The organism is Flavobacterium zhoui, from assembly GCF_042787235.1.
In the GTDB taxonomy this organism is placed as follows: Bacteria; Bacteroidota; Bacteroidia; order Flavobacteriales; family Flavobacteriaceae; genus Flavobacterium; species Flavobacterium zhoui.
In genome coordinates, this window is record NZ_JBHZPY010000014.1 from 21,412 (window position 1) to 35,369 (window position 13,958).

Sequence of the window (13,958 nt, forward strand, 5' to 3'; positions counted from 1 at the left end):
TAGAATATTATGAAAAGTAAATATGTAATACTTACATCAGCATTATTGATATCAGTAGCTACTTTTGCTCAAAAAGACCAAATTAAAGCTGCTGAAAAAGCGATTAAAGGTGGTAATTCGCAAGAAGCAGTAAATATTTTAGTAGCTGCAGAAGCCGCTTCGGCAACTGCTCCAGATACTGAAAAAGCACAATTTTTCTTTATTAAAGGAAATGCTTATTTAGATTTAGCGAATAAAAAAGTCGATACAGATAAAAATCTTTCTTTTGCTGCAAAAGCATACCAAGATTTAATCTCAGTTGAAAAAACTTCAGGGAAAATAAAATTTTCTACTCAAGCAGCAGCTTCTATTACTGATATTAAATTTAAATTAATAAATTCTGCAATTGCAGATTCTAAAGTTGACAAGCATTCAGATAGCGCTAAAAAATTATATGATGCTTATCTATTAGATAAAAAAGACACTATTAATTTATATTATGCGGCTTCTACTTATGTAAATGCAAAGAATTATGATGAGGCTCTTAAGTTATATGAAGACTTAAAAACTTTGAATTATTCTGGAAAGGGAACTAGTTATTTAGCGGTAAATAAGTTAAGTGGGGAAGAAGATCTTTTTACCACAGCTACAGAAAGAGACAGAATGGTAAAATTAGGGACTCACGAAAAGCCAAGAACTGAAGTTATACCTTCAAAACGAGGAGAGGTATATAAAAATATGGCTTTAATTTTAGTTGAGAAAGGAAAAACAGAAGAAGCTAAAAAAGCAATCGCAGCTGCTAGAGTTGCAAATCCTGAAGACACTTCATTAATTCTAACGGAAGCAAATCTGTATTTAGAAACAAAAGATTTTGATACTTACAAAAAATTAATTTCAGAGGTATTGCTAAAAAATCCTAATGATGCTGATTTGATATTTAATTTAGGAGTAATCAGTTATAATGCTAAGAATAATGCTGATGCAGAGAAATATTATTTGCGGGCAATTAAAATCAAGCCTGATTATGTAAATGCTTATTTGAATTTAGCAATTATGAAATTAGATGCTGATAAAGCACTTTTTGAAGAAATGAGTAAATTAGGAAATTCTGAAAAAGACAATAAACGTTATGCGGTTCTGAAAAAGCAAAGAGAGGTAGTTTTTACAAGTGCTTTGCCTTATTTAGAAAAAGCAAGTGAATTGGATCCTAAAAATACAGAAGTAAAAAATACCTTATTAGGTGTTTACGGAGCTTTAGAAATGACTGAAAAGAAAAAAGCATTAAAAGCAAAAATGTAAATTTTGCTTTAGAGAAAAAAAACCTATCAAATATCTTGATAGGTTTTTTTTTAAATAATTTTTTTGATAACTCGAAGTTTGTGAGTATGCTTATTTGTTTCGGAATTAAATATTCCTAGATGATCTAATCGGTCAATTCGAACTTTTCCACTTGCATGAATAATATAATTATCATCCATAATTATCCCTACATGGATTATGTTGCCTTCCTCATTGTCAAAAAAAGCCAAATCGCCAGGTTCACTTTCCTCGATAAAACTTAAAGCTTCTCCTTGTGTTGATTGCTGTGAAGCATCTCGTAGTAATTTGTAACCATTCAGTTTATAAACCATTTGAGTAAACCCAGAACAATCAATACCAAAAGGGGTTTTTCCTCCCCAAAGGTATGGCGCGTTCAAATACATGAAAGCGGTAGAGATTAAGTTTTCTTTATTCATTTCTCCACTTGTTTTTGTTCCTTCAAAATCAAAACCTGATGTATTTATCTCATTATGATTTATAAAAGACAAGGAAGAACCCAAAGGAATTGGCATCAATAAGTTGGATGGACCAGTTATATATTCTATTAAATCTGCATTTAGAATGATAGCTTCAGTCGATAACTGATTGAAACTTGATTCAGAAATTATTTGGAACTGCTTAGAATCTACCCAGCCTTCATAACCATCATATTGCATTTTGATAAGGGACCACTGCCTTTGTTGTTCCAAAATTTCAAAATGTTCACCAAATAAAACTTGTGAAACAATTTCGCTTTTATCACTGGCTTCAAACCGAAGAGGTATCATTGCTAGGTTACAAATTCCAAACATTTATGTTAATTTATGAGTGAAGAAATGTGAGTTATAAGTTGTAAAACTCATAACTCACAATTCATAATTATTTAGGCTCTTTCGATAACAATTGCTGAAGCTCCACCGCCACCGTTGCAAATTGCAGCTGCACCAATTTTACCATTGTTTTGTTCCAAAACATTCAATAATGTTACAATGATTCTGGCGCCAGAGCAGCCTAATGGATGTCCTAGGGATACAGCACCGCCATTTACATTTACTTTAGTGTCTTCTAATCCTAGAATTTTGGCATTCGCCAATCCAACGACAGCAAATGCTTCGTTAAATTCAAAATAATCAACATCGCTTATGGCTAATCCTGCTTTCTCTAAAGCCTTAGGAATCGCTTTTGATGGACTTGTTGTAAACCATTTAGGTTCTTGCGCAGCATCAGCATAACTTCTTATGTAAGCTAATGGTTTTAATCCTAATGAAATTGCTTTTTCTTCGCTCATCAAAATGATTGCAGCGGCACCATCATTTATTGTAGATGAATTAGCGGCAGTTACCGTACCATCTTTTGTAAATGCCGGGTTCAATGTTGGAATTTTATCTAATTTTACGTTTGTAAATTCTTCGTCTTTAGAAACAATAATTGGATCACCTTTTCTTTGCGGAACTGGAACTGAAACGACCTCATTGTCAAATTTCCCGTCTTTCCATGCATTTGCACTACGCTCATACGATTGAATTGCGAAGTTATCTTGTTCTTCTTTGGTAAATTTATATTCAGATGCACATAAGTCAGCACATACGCCCATAGCATTGTTATCGTAGGCATCAGACAATCCATCTCTTTGCATTCCGTCAATCATGGTTGTTGGACCAAATTTTGTTCCATTTCTCAAATGCATATAGTGTGGAATCATACTCATATTTTCCATACCACCGGCAACAACAATTTCGGCATCACCGCACATAATTGCTTGTGCACCTAACATTACTGATTTCATTCCGGAAGCACACACTTTATTAATAGTAGTGCAAGCCACAGTATTTGGTAAACCAGCAAATAAGGCCGCTTGACGAGCAGGAGCTTGTCCTACGCCAGCTTGAACAACATTACCCATAAACACTTCATCAATTAAATTTGGATCTAAATTAATTTTATCCAAAGCTCCTTTTATAGCAACCGCCCCTAATCTTGGTGCAGGGACTGCAGATAATCCTCCCATAAAACTTCCGATAGGTGTTCTAACGGCAGACACAATAACAACTCTTTTGTTCATGATATATATAATGTTAGTTTATGTAGCAAATTTAATCTTTTTTATAGAATTTCATATTTTGATTGCATCTTAATATATTTTAAATATTTATTGAACTCTATATGTTTGATTGTGAAGTGTTTTTATAAAAAGGTCAAAAAATATTAAAAAAAAAGCCTTCAAATACTTGTGAGTAACGTAAAGATGTCTTAAATTTGCAACCGCAAAACAGGACACGTTTCCTTGAGTTTGGAGGGGTGCCAGAGTGGTAATGGAGCAGTTTGCTAAACTGTCATCGAGTAATCGGTGCCAGGGTTCGAGTCCCTGTCCCTCCGCTTTATATTTTGTTTTTCGGGGTGTAGCGTAGCTCGGTTATCGCGCCTGCTTTGGGAGCAGGAGGCCGCAGGTTCGAATCCTGCCACCCCGACTAGATTTTTTTACATGAGCAATGGAGGCATAGCTCAGCTGGATAGAGCACCTGCCTTCTAAGCAGGCGGTCGAAGGTTCGAATCCTTCTGCCTTCACAAAAACCGATACTTTAATTAGTATCGGTTTTTTTGTTTTTATATCTGATGTAAACCCCTAAATTATCTTATTTTTATAAAAAAATCATATTTATGACTTCCTACTTAAAATCAGGTATTCTTTTTTGTTTTCTTTTGGGAATGGTTTCCTGTAAATCACAAGTTGGAAGTACTAAAATGGAAGAAAAAATCATTTCTATTAGTGATACTGCCTTCGTGAATTTAAAAGACTATAATCAAGATTTTGTGTATGACATGAAATACGCGACAACTGATAATTTCTTAAAAGCAAGAGTGTATGATTGTGCGGAATGTTTTCTACGTTTAAAAACGGTGAAAGCATTGATTGAAGCGAATACGGCATTCAAGAAAAAGGGCTACAAAATCAAAATTTTTGATTGTTACCGCCCTTTGGATATTCAAAAAAAAATGTGGAAGATTGTTTCTAACCCGGAATATGTTGCAAATCCCGCCAAAGGTTCCATTCATAATAGAGGAGGAGCAGTCGACATAACTTTGGTTTCTATTGATGGAAAAGAACTAGATATGGGAACTCCTTTTGATTTTTTCGGCAAAGAAGCAGGGCACAATTTCACTGACTTAACCCAAGAAGTGAAGGCAAATAGAATGTTGTTAAAAGAAGGAATGACAAAGGCCAACTTTAATTCATTCGATTCTGAATGGTGGCACTATAACTTGAAATCAGGGTTGAATGATAAGATTTCAAATGTTAAATGGAACTGTGATTGATTATTCGATACATGGGATGGTGTTGATAAAGAATTTTTCAGGCTGGTAAACGATATTGTTTAATTCAGAAGTAAATTCTTTTTTGACCACATAATCTTCCGTATCGGTTAAATATTTAATCCTCATCAACGATACAGGTGAATTTTTTAATTCTTCAAAACTATCTTTCATAAACATAAAACTCCCTGTAATTACTCGATTGTCAAAATTTTTGTCATCCCGAATCAACGAGCCACAGTTTTCTTCATCGATATGAATTAAGGTGATTATTTTTCCATTGTTTAACTGTAAAAATAATTTCGAATTTTTATCAAAACAATTTGCTTTCAAGAATCCTTTGCTTTTTTGAAGCATTTGAACATTCAAGGTTGGTAATCCGTCTGTTAAAGCTAATGAAAAAAAGATATAGTTGGTATTACCGGCAAAATTTTGCTCGGAAATAATATATTCTTTTGTTGATTTATAAGTACCTATAGAATCGGTAACATCTAAGTTGAACTCACATGGTTTTTGAGCAAATGAAGTAAAGCTTATAAGTAATAAAGTAAGTGCGATCAGTTGTTTCATTTTTATTTTATTTTGGTGCAAATTAAAACTATTTTGCGATTATTTTCATCAGTTGTAAAAAAAGTAAAAACATTTCCTCCGTCTTTTATTTTCCATTTTTTTCGAATACTTTCCACTGCATCAGGAAAATTTCTAATCGTTATATTGGCTTTTTTGTTTTCTAAATGTGTTTTCATCTCTGTTTTATGGTACGGTATCGTATTTATAATTTCAAAAATTCTTCCTGGGAAATCTAGTAAATTTTCGGAGGTATATAAATGAGAAAACTTATGAAGTTTATTAAGCTTAAAAAAAGTACTCACTTCATCAAAGCCCCCAGATTTCATAATGGCGCTATTGGGCTCATACAGATATTTTTGAGGTAAACTAAAATGGGGTAATTTTGATTCCTCGTTTAATACAAATTCAAAAGTTTCTAATTTTTCCTTAACGATATTTACCGTTTTGATTGTAATTGCTCCATTATATTCTTTGTGTAATTCCCACAGCAGTTCTTTTACTTCGTTTTCTAAAGCAACAATATGAATAGTTTTTACATTATTAAGTTCTAATAAACCTGCCGAAATATCGAGCAATGGCGCTGTTTTTATTAAAATTGAATCCGAGTTTTTAAAATAGAAGTCTATATTTTCGGGAACATTTGGTAAGCAATCTTTTAGCATAAAAACTTTGCCTTTGGCATCATTCCTTCTGGAAGGATCAATATAAATCCAGTTCCATTTTTTGTTTAACAATGTTAAAGTTGCTAAGCTGTCTCCTGCATAGCAAGTGATATTCTTTGCTTCTAATTGTTCAAAATTATGTTTTACCAAATCTGATAAATCTGCATTAATTTCGCAATGAGCAACAGCTTTTAATTTTTTGGCAAAATAAAAATCATCTACACCAAAACCTCCAGTCAAATCAATTAAACTATCTCCATAAACAATGGTCGATTTGTACAAAGCTGTTTTTTCGGAAGAAGTTTGTTCAATGGAAATTTTAGCGGGGTAAATAATATTTTTTGTTGAAAACCAAGTTGGGAGTTTGTCTTTACTTTTTGTTTTGGCTTCTATTTGATTCAAAATTGAAATCCATTCTACTTCTGGAAAAGGATTCTTCTGCAATGCTAATTTTGAAATAGAGATTCCGATATTTTTTTTTATAAATTCTTGAATTTCAGAATTTAGAATATTTACATTCAAAATTAAATATTTTTAGTTAGCAATTGAATCACTTTATTTTCTGGGAAAAATTCTTTGCCAATTACTTTTAGTATAGTATAAAGTGGTACTGCTACAATCATTCCTAAAATGCCAAACAAAAAGCCAGCCATCAATATCACAAGAAATATTTCTAATGGATGCGAGCTGACACTTTTTGAAAAAATAATAGGTTGAGATACATTATTATCAATAATTTGAACAATCCAAAAGCCCAATAAAACATATAGAGTAGTAGGTAAAATTTCAGATTGAAAATCACTTCCTAAATTACTAATCATAGTTAGAATCGCTGCTAAAATAGAGGCTATTAATGGTCCAATATAAGGAATGATATTTAAAACGGCACATAAAAAAGCAATGACAATCGAGTTTGGAATCCCAAAAATGAGTAAAACAACAATATAGGACAGGAAAACGATAAATAATTGAATTAATAAACCGATGAAATAGCGTGACAACAAGTGATTTATTTTTTCTAAAGAATTCAAAATTTGGTCCTCGTGGCTATCTGGTATTATTTTTTTTGCTCCTAAAATGAATAATATTCGATCTTTCAAAAAGAAAAATGTAATAAATAAGACAGAAGCCAGTCCCATGCCAAAACTACTAATTGTTCCAAGGATTACATTTAAAAAATTAGGTATTAGATTAAAATTTATTTTAGAGGTAATATCTGCTTCTTTTAAAATTCTTGAGGAATCAATCTGGTGGCTTTCTAGGAAAATGGAAATTTGATTGATTAATTGAACAATGCTTTTTTCAATCTCAGCTGTATTTAAAAGAGATAAATTCTGACCTTGAGATAATATCAAAGGAATAAACATCATAATAAACCCAGCAATGATAAGAATGAAGAGGAATAAAGTTATAATTGTTGCGAATGTATGATTGAATTTTAATCTTCTTTTAAAAAAATCTAAAATTGGATTCCCTATTAATGTAAGAATTAATGCTATTACAAGGTAAATCAGCACCGATTGAATTTGATATAGAAAATAAAGAAACAGAGCAACTGAAACCAGTACGATTACTGCTCTCAATATTCCATTGGCTATAATTTTTGATGTGATCATTTATACTTTTTAGGATATAAAGATAAAAAAACTCGCTAACAAGTAGCGAGTTTTAAAATGTAAAATCTTAAAAATTATATTCCAAAAGCTGATCTTACACCACCCGAAACAAATAAAGCAGACATTCTTGCTTTTTGACCAGTAGTAAACATGTACATTCCTCTGTCGTCAGTGTAATCCATATAATTCATTGTCATTTCATTGTGATCTGGTAAACAGGCGCTTACATATGGATACGTTGGTGCACCAAAATTTGCAGTTTTGTGAACCGGAGTGTCAGAAACTAAGTCGTTCCCACATGAAGCATCACCCCAAATATGTCTAAGGTTCATCCAATGGCCTATTTCGTGAGATGCAGTTCTACCTAAATTATACGGAGCACTTGCCGCGCTTGATAAACCAAAGTAGAAAGAATCGATAACAACTCCATCAGTTGCTAAAGAACCTCCAGGAAATTGTGCATATCCTAAAATGCCACCTCCTATAGTACACGCCCACATGTTTAAAGTTGTGGTTGGAGAAGTAGGATCTAATCCTCCTCTTTTTGAATTTTTCATGGCATCTCTGGTCCCCCACGAAGTTTTAGTAGTTGATTTTCTATTAATCTTAACTAATTCAAAAGTGATACCAACATTTGCAGCTACACCAGCAAACTCAGCAGGAGTGCTACTGAAATCAGGGTTTGTTGCAGTAAAGTCTTTATTTAGGACATCAATTTGCGATTGAATTTGAGCATCAGAGATATTTTCAGTAGTAGTCCTGTACAATACATTAACAACTACCGGAATTGCTACTTTACCATTTACTAGACGGTTAACTAAAATTGATTTTTTTGTAAAGTCTTCAATTTCGTTCATTCTTAAAGCTAGAGCTGGATCAGCTTTCAATTGTTCTGTTAGAACGTCTTGTGACGCACATGTTCGTTTTAGGATAGCGTTTGTTGCGGAGGATGTTAATTCTGCTTGGTCATTTTGACAAGAAAATAACATCAAAAATGCTGCTGCAATTAAAATAATTTTTTTCATAATAATAGTTTTTAATTGTAAATGACTGTTTCCCAACTGAATACTAAGCAATTTACGATAATTATTTATGAAAAGTGGATTTACAAGCCTTAAATTATGATATGCCACTATCGGAGAAAAATGATGATTCTCTAAAAGTAAAGCAAAAAAAAACTCGCTAACAAGTAGCGAGTTTGTAAATCTAAAATCTAAAAAATTATATTCCGAAACCAGATCTTGCTCCACCTGAAACAAATAAAGCAGTCATTCTAGCTTTTTGACCATTAGTAAACATGTACATACCTCTATCGTCAGTGTAATCCATGTAGTTCATTGTCATTTCATTGTGAGCAGGTAAACATGTACTTACATACGGATAAGTTGGTACACCAAAGTTTGAAGTTTTGTGAACCGGAGTATCAGAAACTAAATCGTCTCCACAAGAAGCATCTCCCCATATGTGACGAAGATTCATCCAGTGACCCACTTCATGAGAAGCAGTTCTTCCTAAATTATAAGGATAGCTTGCAGCACTTGATAAACCAAAATAGTTAGAATCAATTACAACTCCATCAGTTGCTAATGAGCCTCCAGGAAATTGTGCGTAGCCTAAAATTCCTCCACCAATTGTACAAGCCCACATGTTTAATGTTGTTGAAGGTGTTGTAGGATCTAATCCTCCTTGTTTTGTTTTTTTCATTGCATCTCTAGTTCCCCATGATGTTTTAGTAGTTGATTTTCTATTAATCTTTACTAATTCAAAAGTGATATCAATATTTGCAGCAACACCAGCAAACTCAGCAGGAGTACTACTGAAATCAGAGTTTGTTGCAGTGTAATCTTTGTTTAATACATCGATTTGTGATTGAATTTGAGCGTCAGAAATATTTCCTGCGGTAGTGTTGTACAATACATTTACTACAACTGGAATTACTACTTTACCATTTACCAAACGGTTAGTTAACATTGATTTTTTTGTAAAAGCTTCAATTTCGTTCATTCTTAAAGCTAAAGTAGGATCAGCTTTTAATTGTTCAGCCAAAACATCTTGTGATGCACATGAACGACGAGCTGTAGCATTTGTTGCAGCAGCAGTAGATTCTGTTTGGTCATTTTGACAAGAGAAAAGCATTAAAAATGCCGTTGCAGTTAAAAGAATTTTTTTCATAATTAATTGGGGTTACTTGTTATAAAAGATAGGTTTTGGTTAATAATAATGCAATTCTATAATAATTTTTTGAATAAAAAAAATATATTTAAAAGAAAAATCTACCGACTATATCGTTTTCGTAAAGTTAATTTATCTGTTATGAGGTTTTACCTTACAATTAAATAATTAATGTGACTTTTTAACTGAATACTTGTCAATGATTATCGTATTTAGTGCCCTAATTAAAATATAATAAGAATATTTTAAAAAAAAATGTAATGTAGAGACATTCGATTTACTTGGTTTTTTAACCATAATAAAGTAAAGATTTTATTATTATCAGAAAACTAAATTACAGTGAAGGGATTAATTTAAGATCTTATTTATTATTGAATGTAAAGTGTTTTATTTTATGTAATGATATTATTTCCATTGACTTATAATTAATAAAAAACTCGCTAACTAGTAGCGAGTTTTAGAATCTTGAATTTTAAAAATTATATTCCGAATCCTGATCTTGCACCACCTGATACAAAAATAGCAGCCATTCTTGATTTTTGCCCATTTGAAAACATATACATTCCATTATCATCAGTATAGTCCATGTAGTTCATAGTCATTTCTACCGGAGTTCCTGAACATGTACTGTAATGTGGATATGCAGGAACACCATAATTTGCATCGTTATGAGTTGGTGTGTCAGATACTAAATCACTTCCACAATTAGCATCACCCCAGATATGACGTAAATTCATCCAGTGTCCTACTTCATGCGTCGCAGTTCTTCCTAAGTTGTAAGGAGCACTAGCAGTTCCGGATAATCCAAAATATTTTGAATCAATAGCTACTCCATCAGTTGAAGATGCTCCACCTGGGAATTGTGCATAGCCTAAGATCCCACCACCAATTGTACAAACCCATAAGTTAAGTTTTGTAGTAGGTGAAGTAGGAGCAAGTCCACCATAAGTTGTTTTTTTCATGGTGTCAGTAGTTCCCCATGAAGTTTTAGTTGTTGATTTTCTAATTACTTGATCTAATACAAATGTGATTCCAACATTTGCTTTTACACCTGAAAATAAAGAAGGAACTTTATTGAAATCAGAGTTTGTTGCGTTAAAATCTTGATTCAGTACATTAATTTGAGATTGAATCTGTGTTAAAGAGATATTTTCAGCAGTTGTTAGGTATAAAACATTTACCACAACTGGAATCTCAACTTTCCCGTTTACTAAACGATTGGTCAGCATAGCATTTTGGGTAAAAGCTTCAATTTGGTTCATTCTTAAAGCTAAAGTAGGGTCAGCTTTTAATTGAGCAGCTAATACATCTTGAGATGCACAACTACGTTTGGTAAAAGCAGTAGCATTTTGCGTTGTTGATTCAGTTGTGTCATTTTGACAAGAGAAAAGCATTAAAAATGCAGTTGCGGTTAAAAGAATTTTTTTCATAATAAATAAGGGCTTTTGTTATAAAATATTGGTTTTGGTTAATATTACTGCAATTATATAACAATTTTTTAAATAAAAAAATATTTCTAAAAATAATAAAAACGAATGGGTAACGTTGCATCACCTATTTCCACAGTTCTTAAATAATCATATTTAATTCCTTCGTATTAGGTAAATTTGTATTACAACACTTTCTTTTGTTGTAATTCGTCAATGGTAGCTTTGAAAAGCGATTAAAAGGAGAGAGGAGAATTGTTTATAAATACTACAATAATTCTAGATTGAAAACCAAATGTTTGGACAAACGAATGAATTAAAAAAAAAACTATTTTAAGAAAAAGAAATATGAAAAGTTATGATTGTGCTTTTTAACTACCAATTAAAGATATAATTTATGATATTAGCCCCCATTTTTAGTGCTTTTTCACGAACTTCTATTGGATCGTTATGTACTTCGGGATCTTCCCAACCGTCGCCTAAGTCACATTCATAGGTATAAAGCAGTACTAATTTGTTTTCTACAAATATTCCAAAAGCCTGTGGTCGTTTGCCATCATGCTCATGTATTTTAGGTAATCCACTAGAAAAAAGGTACGGTTTCTGAAAAATGGCATGATTTGAAGGGATTTCTACTAAATCAGTACTAGGGAATATTTTTTTGATTTCCTTTCTAATGTATTGATCCATGCCATAATTATCATCAATGTGAAGAAAACCGCCAGCTGATAAATAATTTCTAAGATTAATTACATCACTATCACTAAACACTACATTTCCGTGTCCAGTCATATGGACGAACGGATAGGAAAGCAAATCGGGACTGCTGGGTTCAACAGTTCCTGGCTTCGGTTTTATTTTAGTGTTTATATTCGCATTACAATATTTTATTAAATTGGGCAATGAAGTTGGGTTAGCATACCAATCTCCACCGCCACTATATTTTAATAAAGCTATTTCTTGCGAAAATGAAGAAATAGATACTAGAAATACTATGTAAAATATTTTTTTCATGACTCGCAAGAAGTTATTAATTATTAATTTTCATTAACAAAAACTACGCTATGACACGCAACAATTGCTGCAGTTTCTGTTCTTAATCGGGTATTTCCTAAAGAAACCGGAATATAATTTGAATCAAGTGCTAATTCGATTTCCTTTTCTGTAAAATCTCCTTCTGGACCTATGAGTATTGTAACATTTTCATTCGGTTTTAAGGCTTTTTTTAAAGTTTTTTTATCTGTCTCCTCGCAATGAGCTATAAAATTTAATCCTTGTTGTTTTTGTTTCAAAAAGTCTTTGAACGATATAGCATTATTTAATTTAGGAAGAAATAATACATTAGATTGCTTCATGGCAGTCAATAAAATTTTATCAAATCTTTCTGTATTAATTACTTTTCTTTCGGAACGATCGCAAATAATAGGGGTGATTTCATGAATACCAATTTCGGTAGCTTTTTCTAAAAACCATTCGAAACGATCATTCATTTTGGTTGGAGCTACTACTAAATGCAAATGAAATTTAGGAGTTGCTGATTTTTCAAAAGAAATAATTTTCACTGTGCATTTACTGTCAGAAGCTAAAGTAATTTCGGTCTTAAATAATAAACCTAAACCATTGGTAACATAGAGAATATCAGTATCTTTTTTTCGTAATACTTTAATAATATGTTTGCTTTCTTCTTTGTCAAAAGAAAAGTTTTCAGTGGTTTCATTAATATTTATGTTATAAAATAATTGCATAATCTAGAATTGTATTCTTGCTTTAGAAACGACAGATGAAGTTTCGAAATTTTCAGTTAAAAATTTTTGGTAACCTACAATTCCAATCATTGCAGCATTATCCGTAGTGTATTCAAATTTAGGAATAAATGTTTTCCATCCATATTTATTCTCCGTTTCTTTTAATGTTTTTCGGATTCCTGAATTGGCAGAAACACCTCCTCCAATTGCGATTTGTTTTATTCCTGTTTCTTTTACAGCTAATTTTAATTTATCCATTAAAATTTCAATTATTGTAAATTGAATAGAAGCACAAATATCATCCAAATTTCCTTCAATAAAATTTGGATTCTCAAGCTTTTTCTTTTGTATAAAATATAAAATAGCCGTTTTTAATCCCGAAAAACTAAAGTCTAATCCTGGAACTTTTGGTTTTGTAAAAGCAAAAGCCTTAGGATTTCCTAATTGCGCATGTTTATCAATTAAAGGACCGCCGGGGTAGGGAAGTCCGAGTATTTTAGCACTTTTATCAAATGCTTCACCAACCGCATCATCAGTGGTTTCTCCTATAATTTTAAGGTCAAAAAAATCATTAACTCGCACAATTTGGGTATGTCCTCCGCTAATTGTTAACGCCAAAAACGGGAAAGTAGGTTTTTCAAATCCTTCTTCATCGATAAAATGAGCTAATATGTGAGCATGCATGTGATTTACAGCAATCAAAGGAATTTTCAATGCTAATGCTAATGATTTTGCAAATGAACTTCCAACCAATAAGGATCCCATTAATCCAGGTCCTTGGGTAAATGCGATTGCTGATAGCTGTTCTTTTTGTATCTTTGCTTTTCGGAGTGCAGCATCTATTACCGGTACTATATTTTGCTGATGTGCCCTAGAAGCTAGTTCCGGAACTACGCCGCCATATTGAGTATGAATTAACTGATTAGCAACAACATTTGACAAGACTTTATCGTTTTGTAAAATAGCAGCAGCTGTATCATCGCATGAACTTTCGATAGCAAGAATAAAAACCTCTGGATTTTGCATAAAAAGGCACAAATTTTGAATTATATTTGACGAACTGATTTTAAAATATTTATTTTTACGGCGGAGCCAAAATTAAAGAATTTTTATTAAAAGAACCGCTGTTTCTAAAAGCAAAATAAAATATTATAAAAATTAAAAAAATAAACAAGT

At 32.1% G+C, this 13,958-nt stretch carries 13 protein-coding genes and 3 tRNA genes; 5 read left to right on the forward strand and 11 right to left on the reverse strand.

Annotated features, from left to right (window positions below):
* Positions 1-9: 9 nt before the first annotated feature.
* Positions 10-1,278 carry a tetratricopeptide repeat protein gene (locus ACFX5F_RS14265; RefSeq protein ID WP_379852687.1) on the forward strand — a complete coding sequence of 423 codons (1,269 nt, stop codon included), beginning with the start codon at positions 10-12 and terminating at the stop codon, positions 1,276-1,278.
* Positions 1,279-1,328: 50 nt separating this feature from the next.
* On the opposite strand, the gene ACFX5F_RS14270 is transcribed toward ACFX5F_RS14265, so the two are convergent.
* Together ACFX5F_RS14270 and ACFX5F_RS14275 are read right to left on the reverse strand one after the other, a co-directional pair.
* A complete protein-coding gene (locus ACFX5F_RS14270) occupies positions 1,329-2,090 on the reverse strand; it encodes a C40 family peptidase (RefSeq protein WP_379852688.1) in 762 nt (253 codons plus the stop codon).
* Between the two features lie 71 nt (positions 2,091-2,161).
* Positions 2,162-3,340, reverse strand: coding sequence for an acetyl-CoA C-acyltransferase (locus ACFX5F_RS14275; protein ID WP_379852689.1), 1,179 nt, complete (start codon positions 3,338-3,340; stop codon positions 2,162-2,164).
* Positions 3,341-3,570: 230 nt separating this feature from the next.
* Here ACFX5F_RS14275 and ACFX5F_RS14280 point away from each other — a divergent pair.
* The 4 genes from ACFX5F_RS14280 to ACFX5F_RS14295 all read left to right on the forward strand — a co-directional run bounded on the left by ACFX5F_RS14280 (position 3,571) and on the right by ACFX5F_RS14295 (position 4,593).
* Positions 3,571-3,654 (forward strand) — tRNA-Ser (locus tag ACFX5F_RS14280).
* A 17-nt stretch (positions 3,655-3,671) separates the two neighbouring features.
* Positions 3,672-3,746, forward strand: a tRNA-Pro gene (locus ACFX5F_RS14285).
* Between the two features lie 23 nt (positions 3,747-3,769).
* Positions 3,770-3,843: transfer RNA gene (locus ACFX5F_RS14290), tRNA-Arg, on the forward strand.
* A 93-nt stretch (positions 3,844-3,936) separates the two neighbouring features.
* Positions 3,937-4,593 (forward strand): M15 family metallopeptidase, encoded by a 657-nt coding sequence (locus tag ACFX5F_RS14295; RefSeq protein ID WP_379852690.1) that lies wholly within the window; start codon positions 3,937-3,939, stop codon positions 4,591-4,593.
* Here the strand turns inward: ACFX5F_RS14295 and ACFX5F_RS14300 are convergent, their stop codons facing one another.
* The 9 genes from ACFX5F_RS14300 to tsaD form a co-directional block, all read right to left on the reverse strand.
* Positions 4,594-5,160: a hypothetical protein gene (locus tag ACFX5F_RS14300; protein WP_379852691.1), complete on the reverse strand. Its 567-nt coding sequence runs from the start codon at positions 5,158-5,160 to the stop codon at positions 4,594-4,596.
* A 2-nt stretch (positions 5,161-5,162) separates the two neighbouring features.
* Positions 5,163-6,344: a THUMP-like domain-containing protein gene (locus tag ACFX5F_RS14305; protein ID WP_379852692.1), complete on the reverse strand. Its 1,182-nt coding sequence runs from the start codon at positions 6,342-6,344 to the stop codon at positions 5,163-5,165.
* 2 nt (positions 6,345-6,346) lie between these two features.
* On the reverse strand, positions 6,347-7,438 hold the full coding sequence (locus ACFX5F_RS14310; RefSeq protein ID WP_379852693.1) for an AI-2E family transporter: 1,092 nt from the start codon (positions 7,436-7,438) through the stop codon (positions 6,347-6,349).
* A gap of 74 nt (positions 7,439-7,512) precedes the next feature.
* A complete protein-coding gene (locus ACFX5F_RS14315; protein WP_379852694.1) occupies positions 7,513-8,463 on the reverse strand; it encodes a zinc metalloprotease in 951 nt (316 codons plus the stop codon).
* A gap of 196 nt (positions 8,464-8,659) precedes the next feature.
* On the reverse strand, positions 8,660-9,610 hold the full coding sequence (locus ACFX5F_RS14320) for a zinc metalloprotease (protein ID WP_379852695.1): 951 nt from the start codon (positions 9,608-9,610) through the stop codon (positions 8,660-8,662).
* Positions 9,611-10,089: 479 nt separating this feature from the next.
* Positions 10,090-11,040 carry a zinc metalloprotease gene (locus tag ACFX5F_RS14325; protein ID WP_379852696.1) on the reverse strand — a complete coding sequence of 317 codons (951 nt, stop codon included), beginning with the start codon at positions 11,038-11,040 and terminating at the stop codon, positions 10,090-10,092.
* 372 nt (positions 11,041-11,412) lie between these two features.
* The gene (locus ACFX5F_RS14330; protein ID WP_379852697.1) at positions 11,413-12,051 is read right to left on the reverse strand and encodes a DUF4159 domain-containing protein; all 639 of its coding nucleotides are present in this window, start codon (positions 12,049-12,051) and stop codon (positions 11,413-11,415) included.
* A 23-nt stretch (positions 12,052-12,074) separates the two neighbouring features.
* Positions 12,075-12,782: a 16S rRNA (uracil(1498)-N(3))-methyltransferase gene (locus tag ACFX5F_RS14335; protein ID WP_379852698.1), complete on the reverse strand. Its 708-nt coding sequence runs from the start codon at positions 12,780-12,782 to the stop codon at positions 12,075-12,077.
* A 3-nt stretch (positions 12,783-12,785) separates the two neighbouring features.
* Positions 12,786-13,808: a tRNA (adenosine(37)-N6)-threonylcarbamoyltransferase complex transferase subunit TsaD gene (gene tsaD / locus ACFX5F_RS14340; protein ID WP_379852699.1), complete on the reverse strand. Its 1,023-nt coding sequence runs from the start codon at positions 13,806-13,808 to the stop codon at positions 12,786-12,788.
* Positions 13,809-13,958: the final 150 nt, after the last annotated feature.

Excerpts from the sequence above, each read along its gene's own strand:
- ACFX5F_RS14265 (WP_379852687.1), top strand. The coding sequence starts at position 10 with ATGAAAAGTAAATATGTAATACTTACATCAGCATTATTGATATCAGTA.
- ACFX5F_RS14270 (WP_379852688.1), bottom strand. The coding sequence starts at position 2,090 with ATGTTTGGAATTTGTAACCTAGCAATGATACCTCTTCGGTTTGAAGCC.
- ACFX5F_RS14275 (WP_379852689.1), bottom strand. The coding sequence starts at position 3,340 with ATGAACAAAAGAGTTGTTATTGTGTCTGCCGTTAGAACACCTATCGGA.
- ACFX5F_RS14295 (WP_379852690.1), top strand. The coding sequence starts at position 3,937 with ATGACTTCCTACTTAAAATCAGGTATTCTTTTTTGTTTTCTTTTGGGA.
- ACFX5F_RS14300 (WP_379852691.1), bottom strand. The coding sequence starts at position 5,160 with ATGAAACAACTGATCGCACTTACTTTATTACTTATAAGCTTTACTTCA.
- ACFX5F_RS14310 (WP_379852693.1), bottom strand. The coding sequence starts at position 7,438 with ATGATCACATCAAAAATTATAGCCAATGGAATATTGAGAGCAGTAATC.
- ACFX5F_RS14315 (WP_379852694.1), bottom strand. The coding sequence starts at position 8,463 with ATGAAAAAAATTATTTTAATTGCAGCAGCATTTTTGATGTTATTTTCT.
- ACFX5F_RS14320 (WP_379852695.1), bottom strand. The coding sequence starts at position 9,610 with ATGAAAAAAATTCTTTTAACTGCAACGGCATTTTTAATGCTTTTCTCT.
- ACFX5F_RS14325 (WP_379852696.1), bottom strand. The coding sequence starts at position 11,040 with ATGAAAAAAATTCTTTTAACCGCAACTGCATTTTTAATGCTTTTCTCT.
- ACFX5F_RS14330 (WP_379852697.1), bottom strand. The coding sequence starts at position 12,051 with ATGAAAAAAATATTTTACATAGTATTTCTAGTATCTATTTCTTCATTT.
- ACFX5F_RS14335 (WP_379852698.1), bottom strand. The coding sequence starts at position 12,782 with ATGCAATTATTTTATAACATAAATATTAATGAAACCACTGAAAACTTT.
- tsaD (WP_379852699.1), bottom strand. The coding sequence starts at position 13,808 with ATGCAAAATCCAGAGGTTTTTATTCTTGCTATCGAAAGTTCATGCGAT.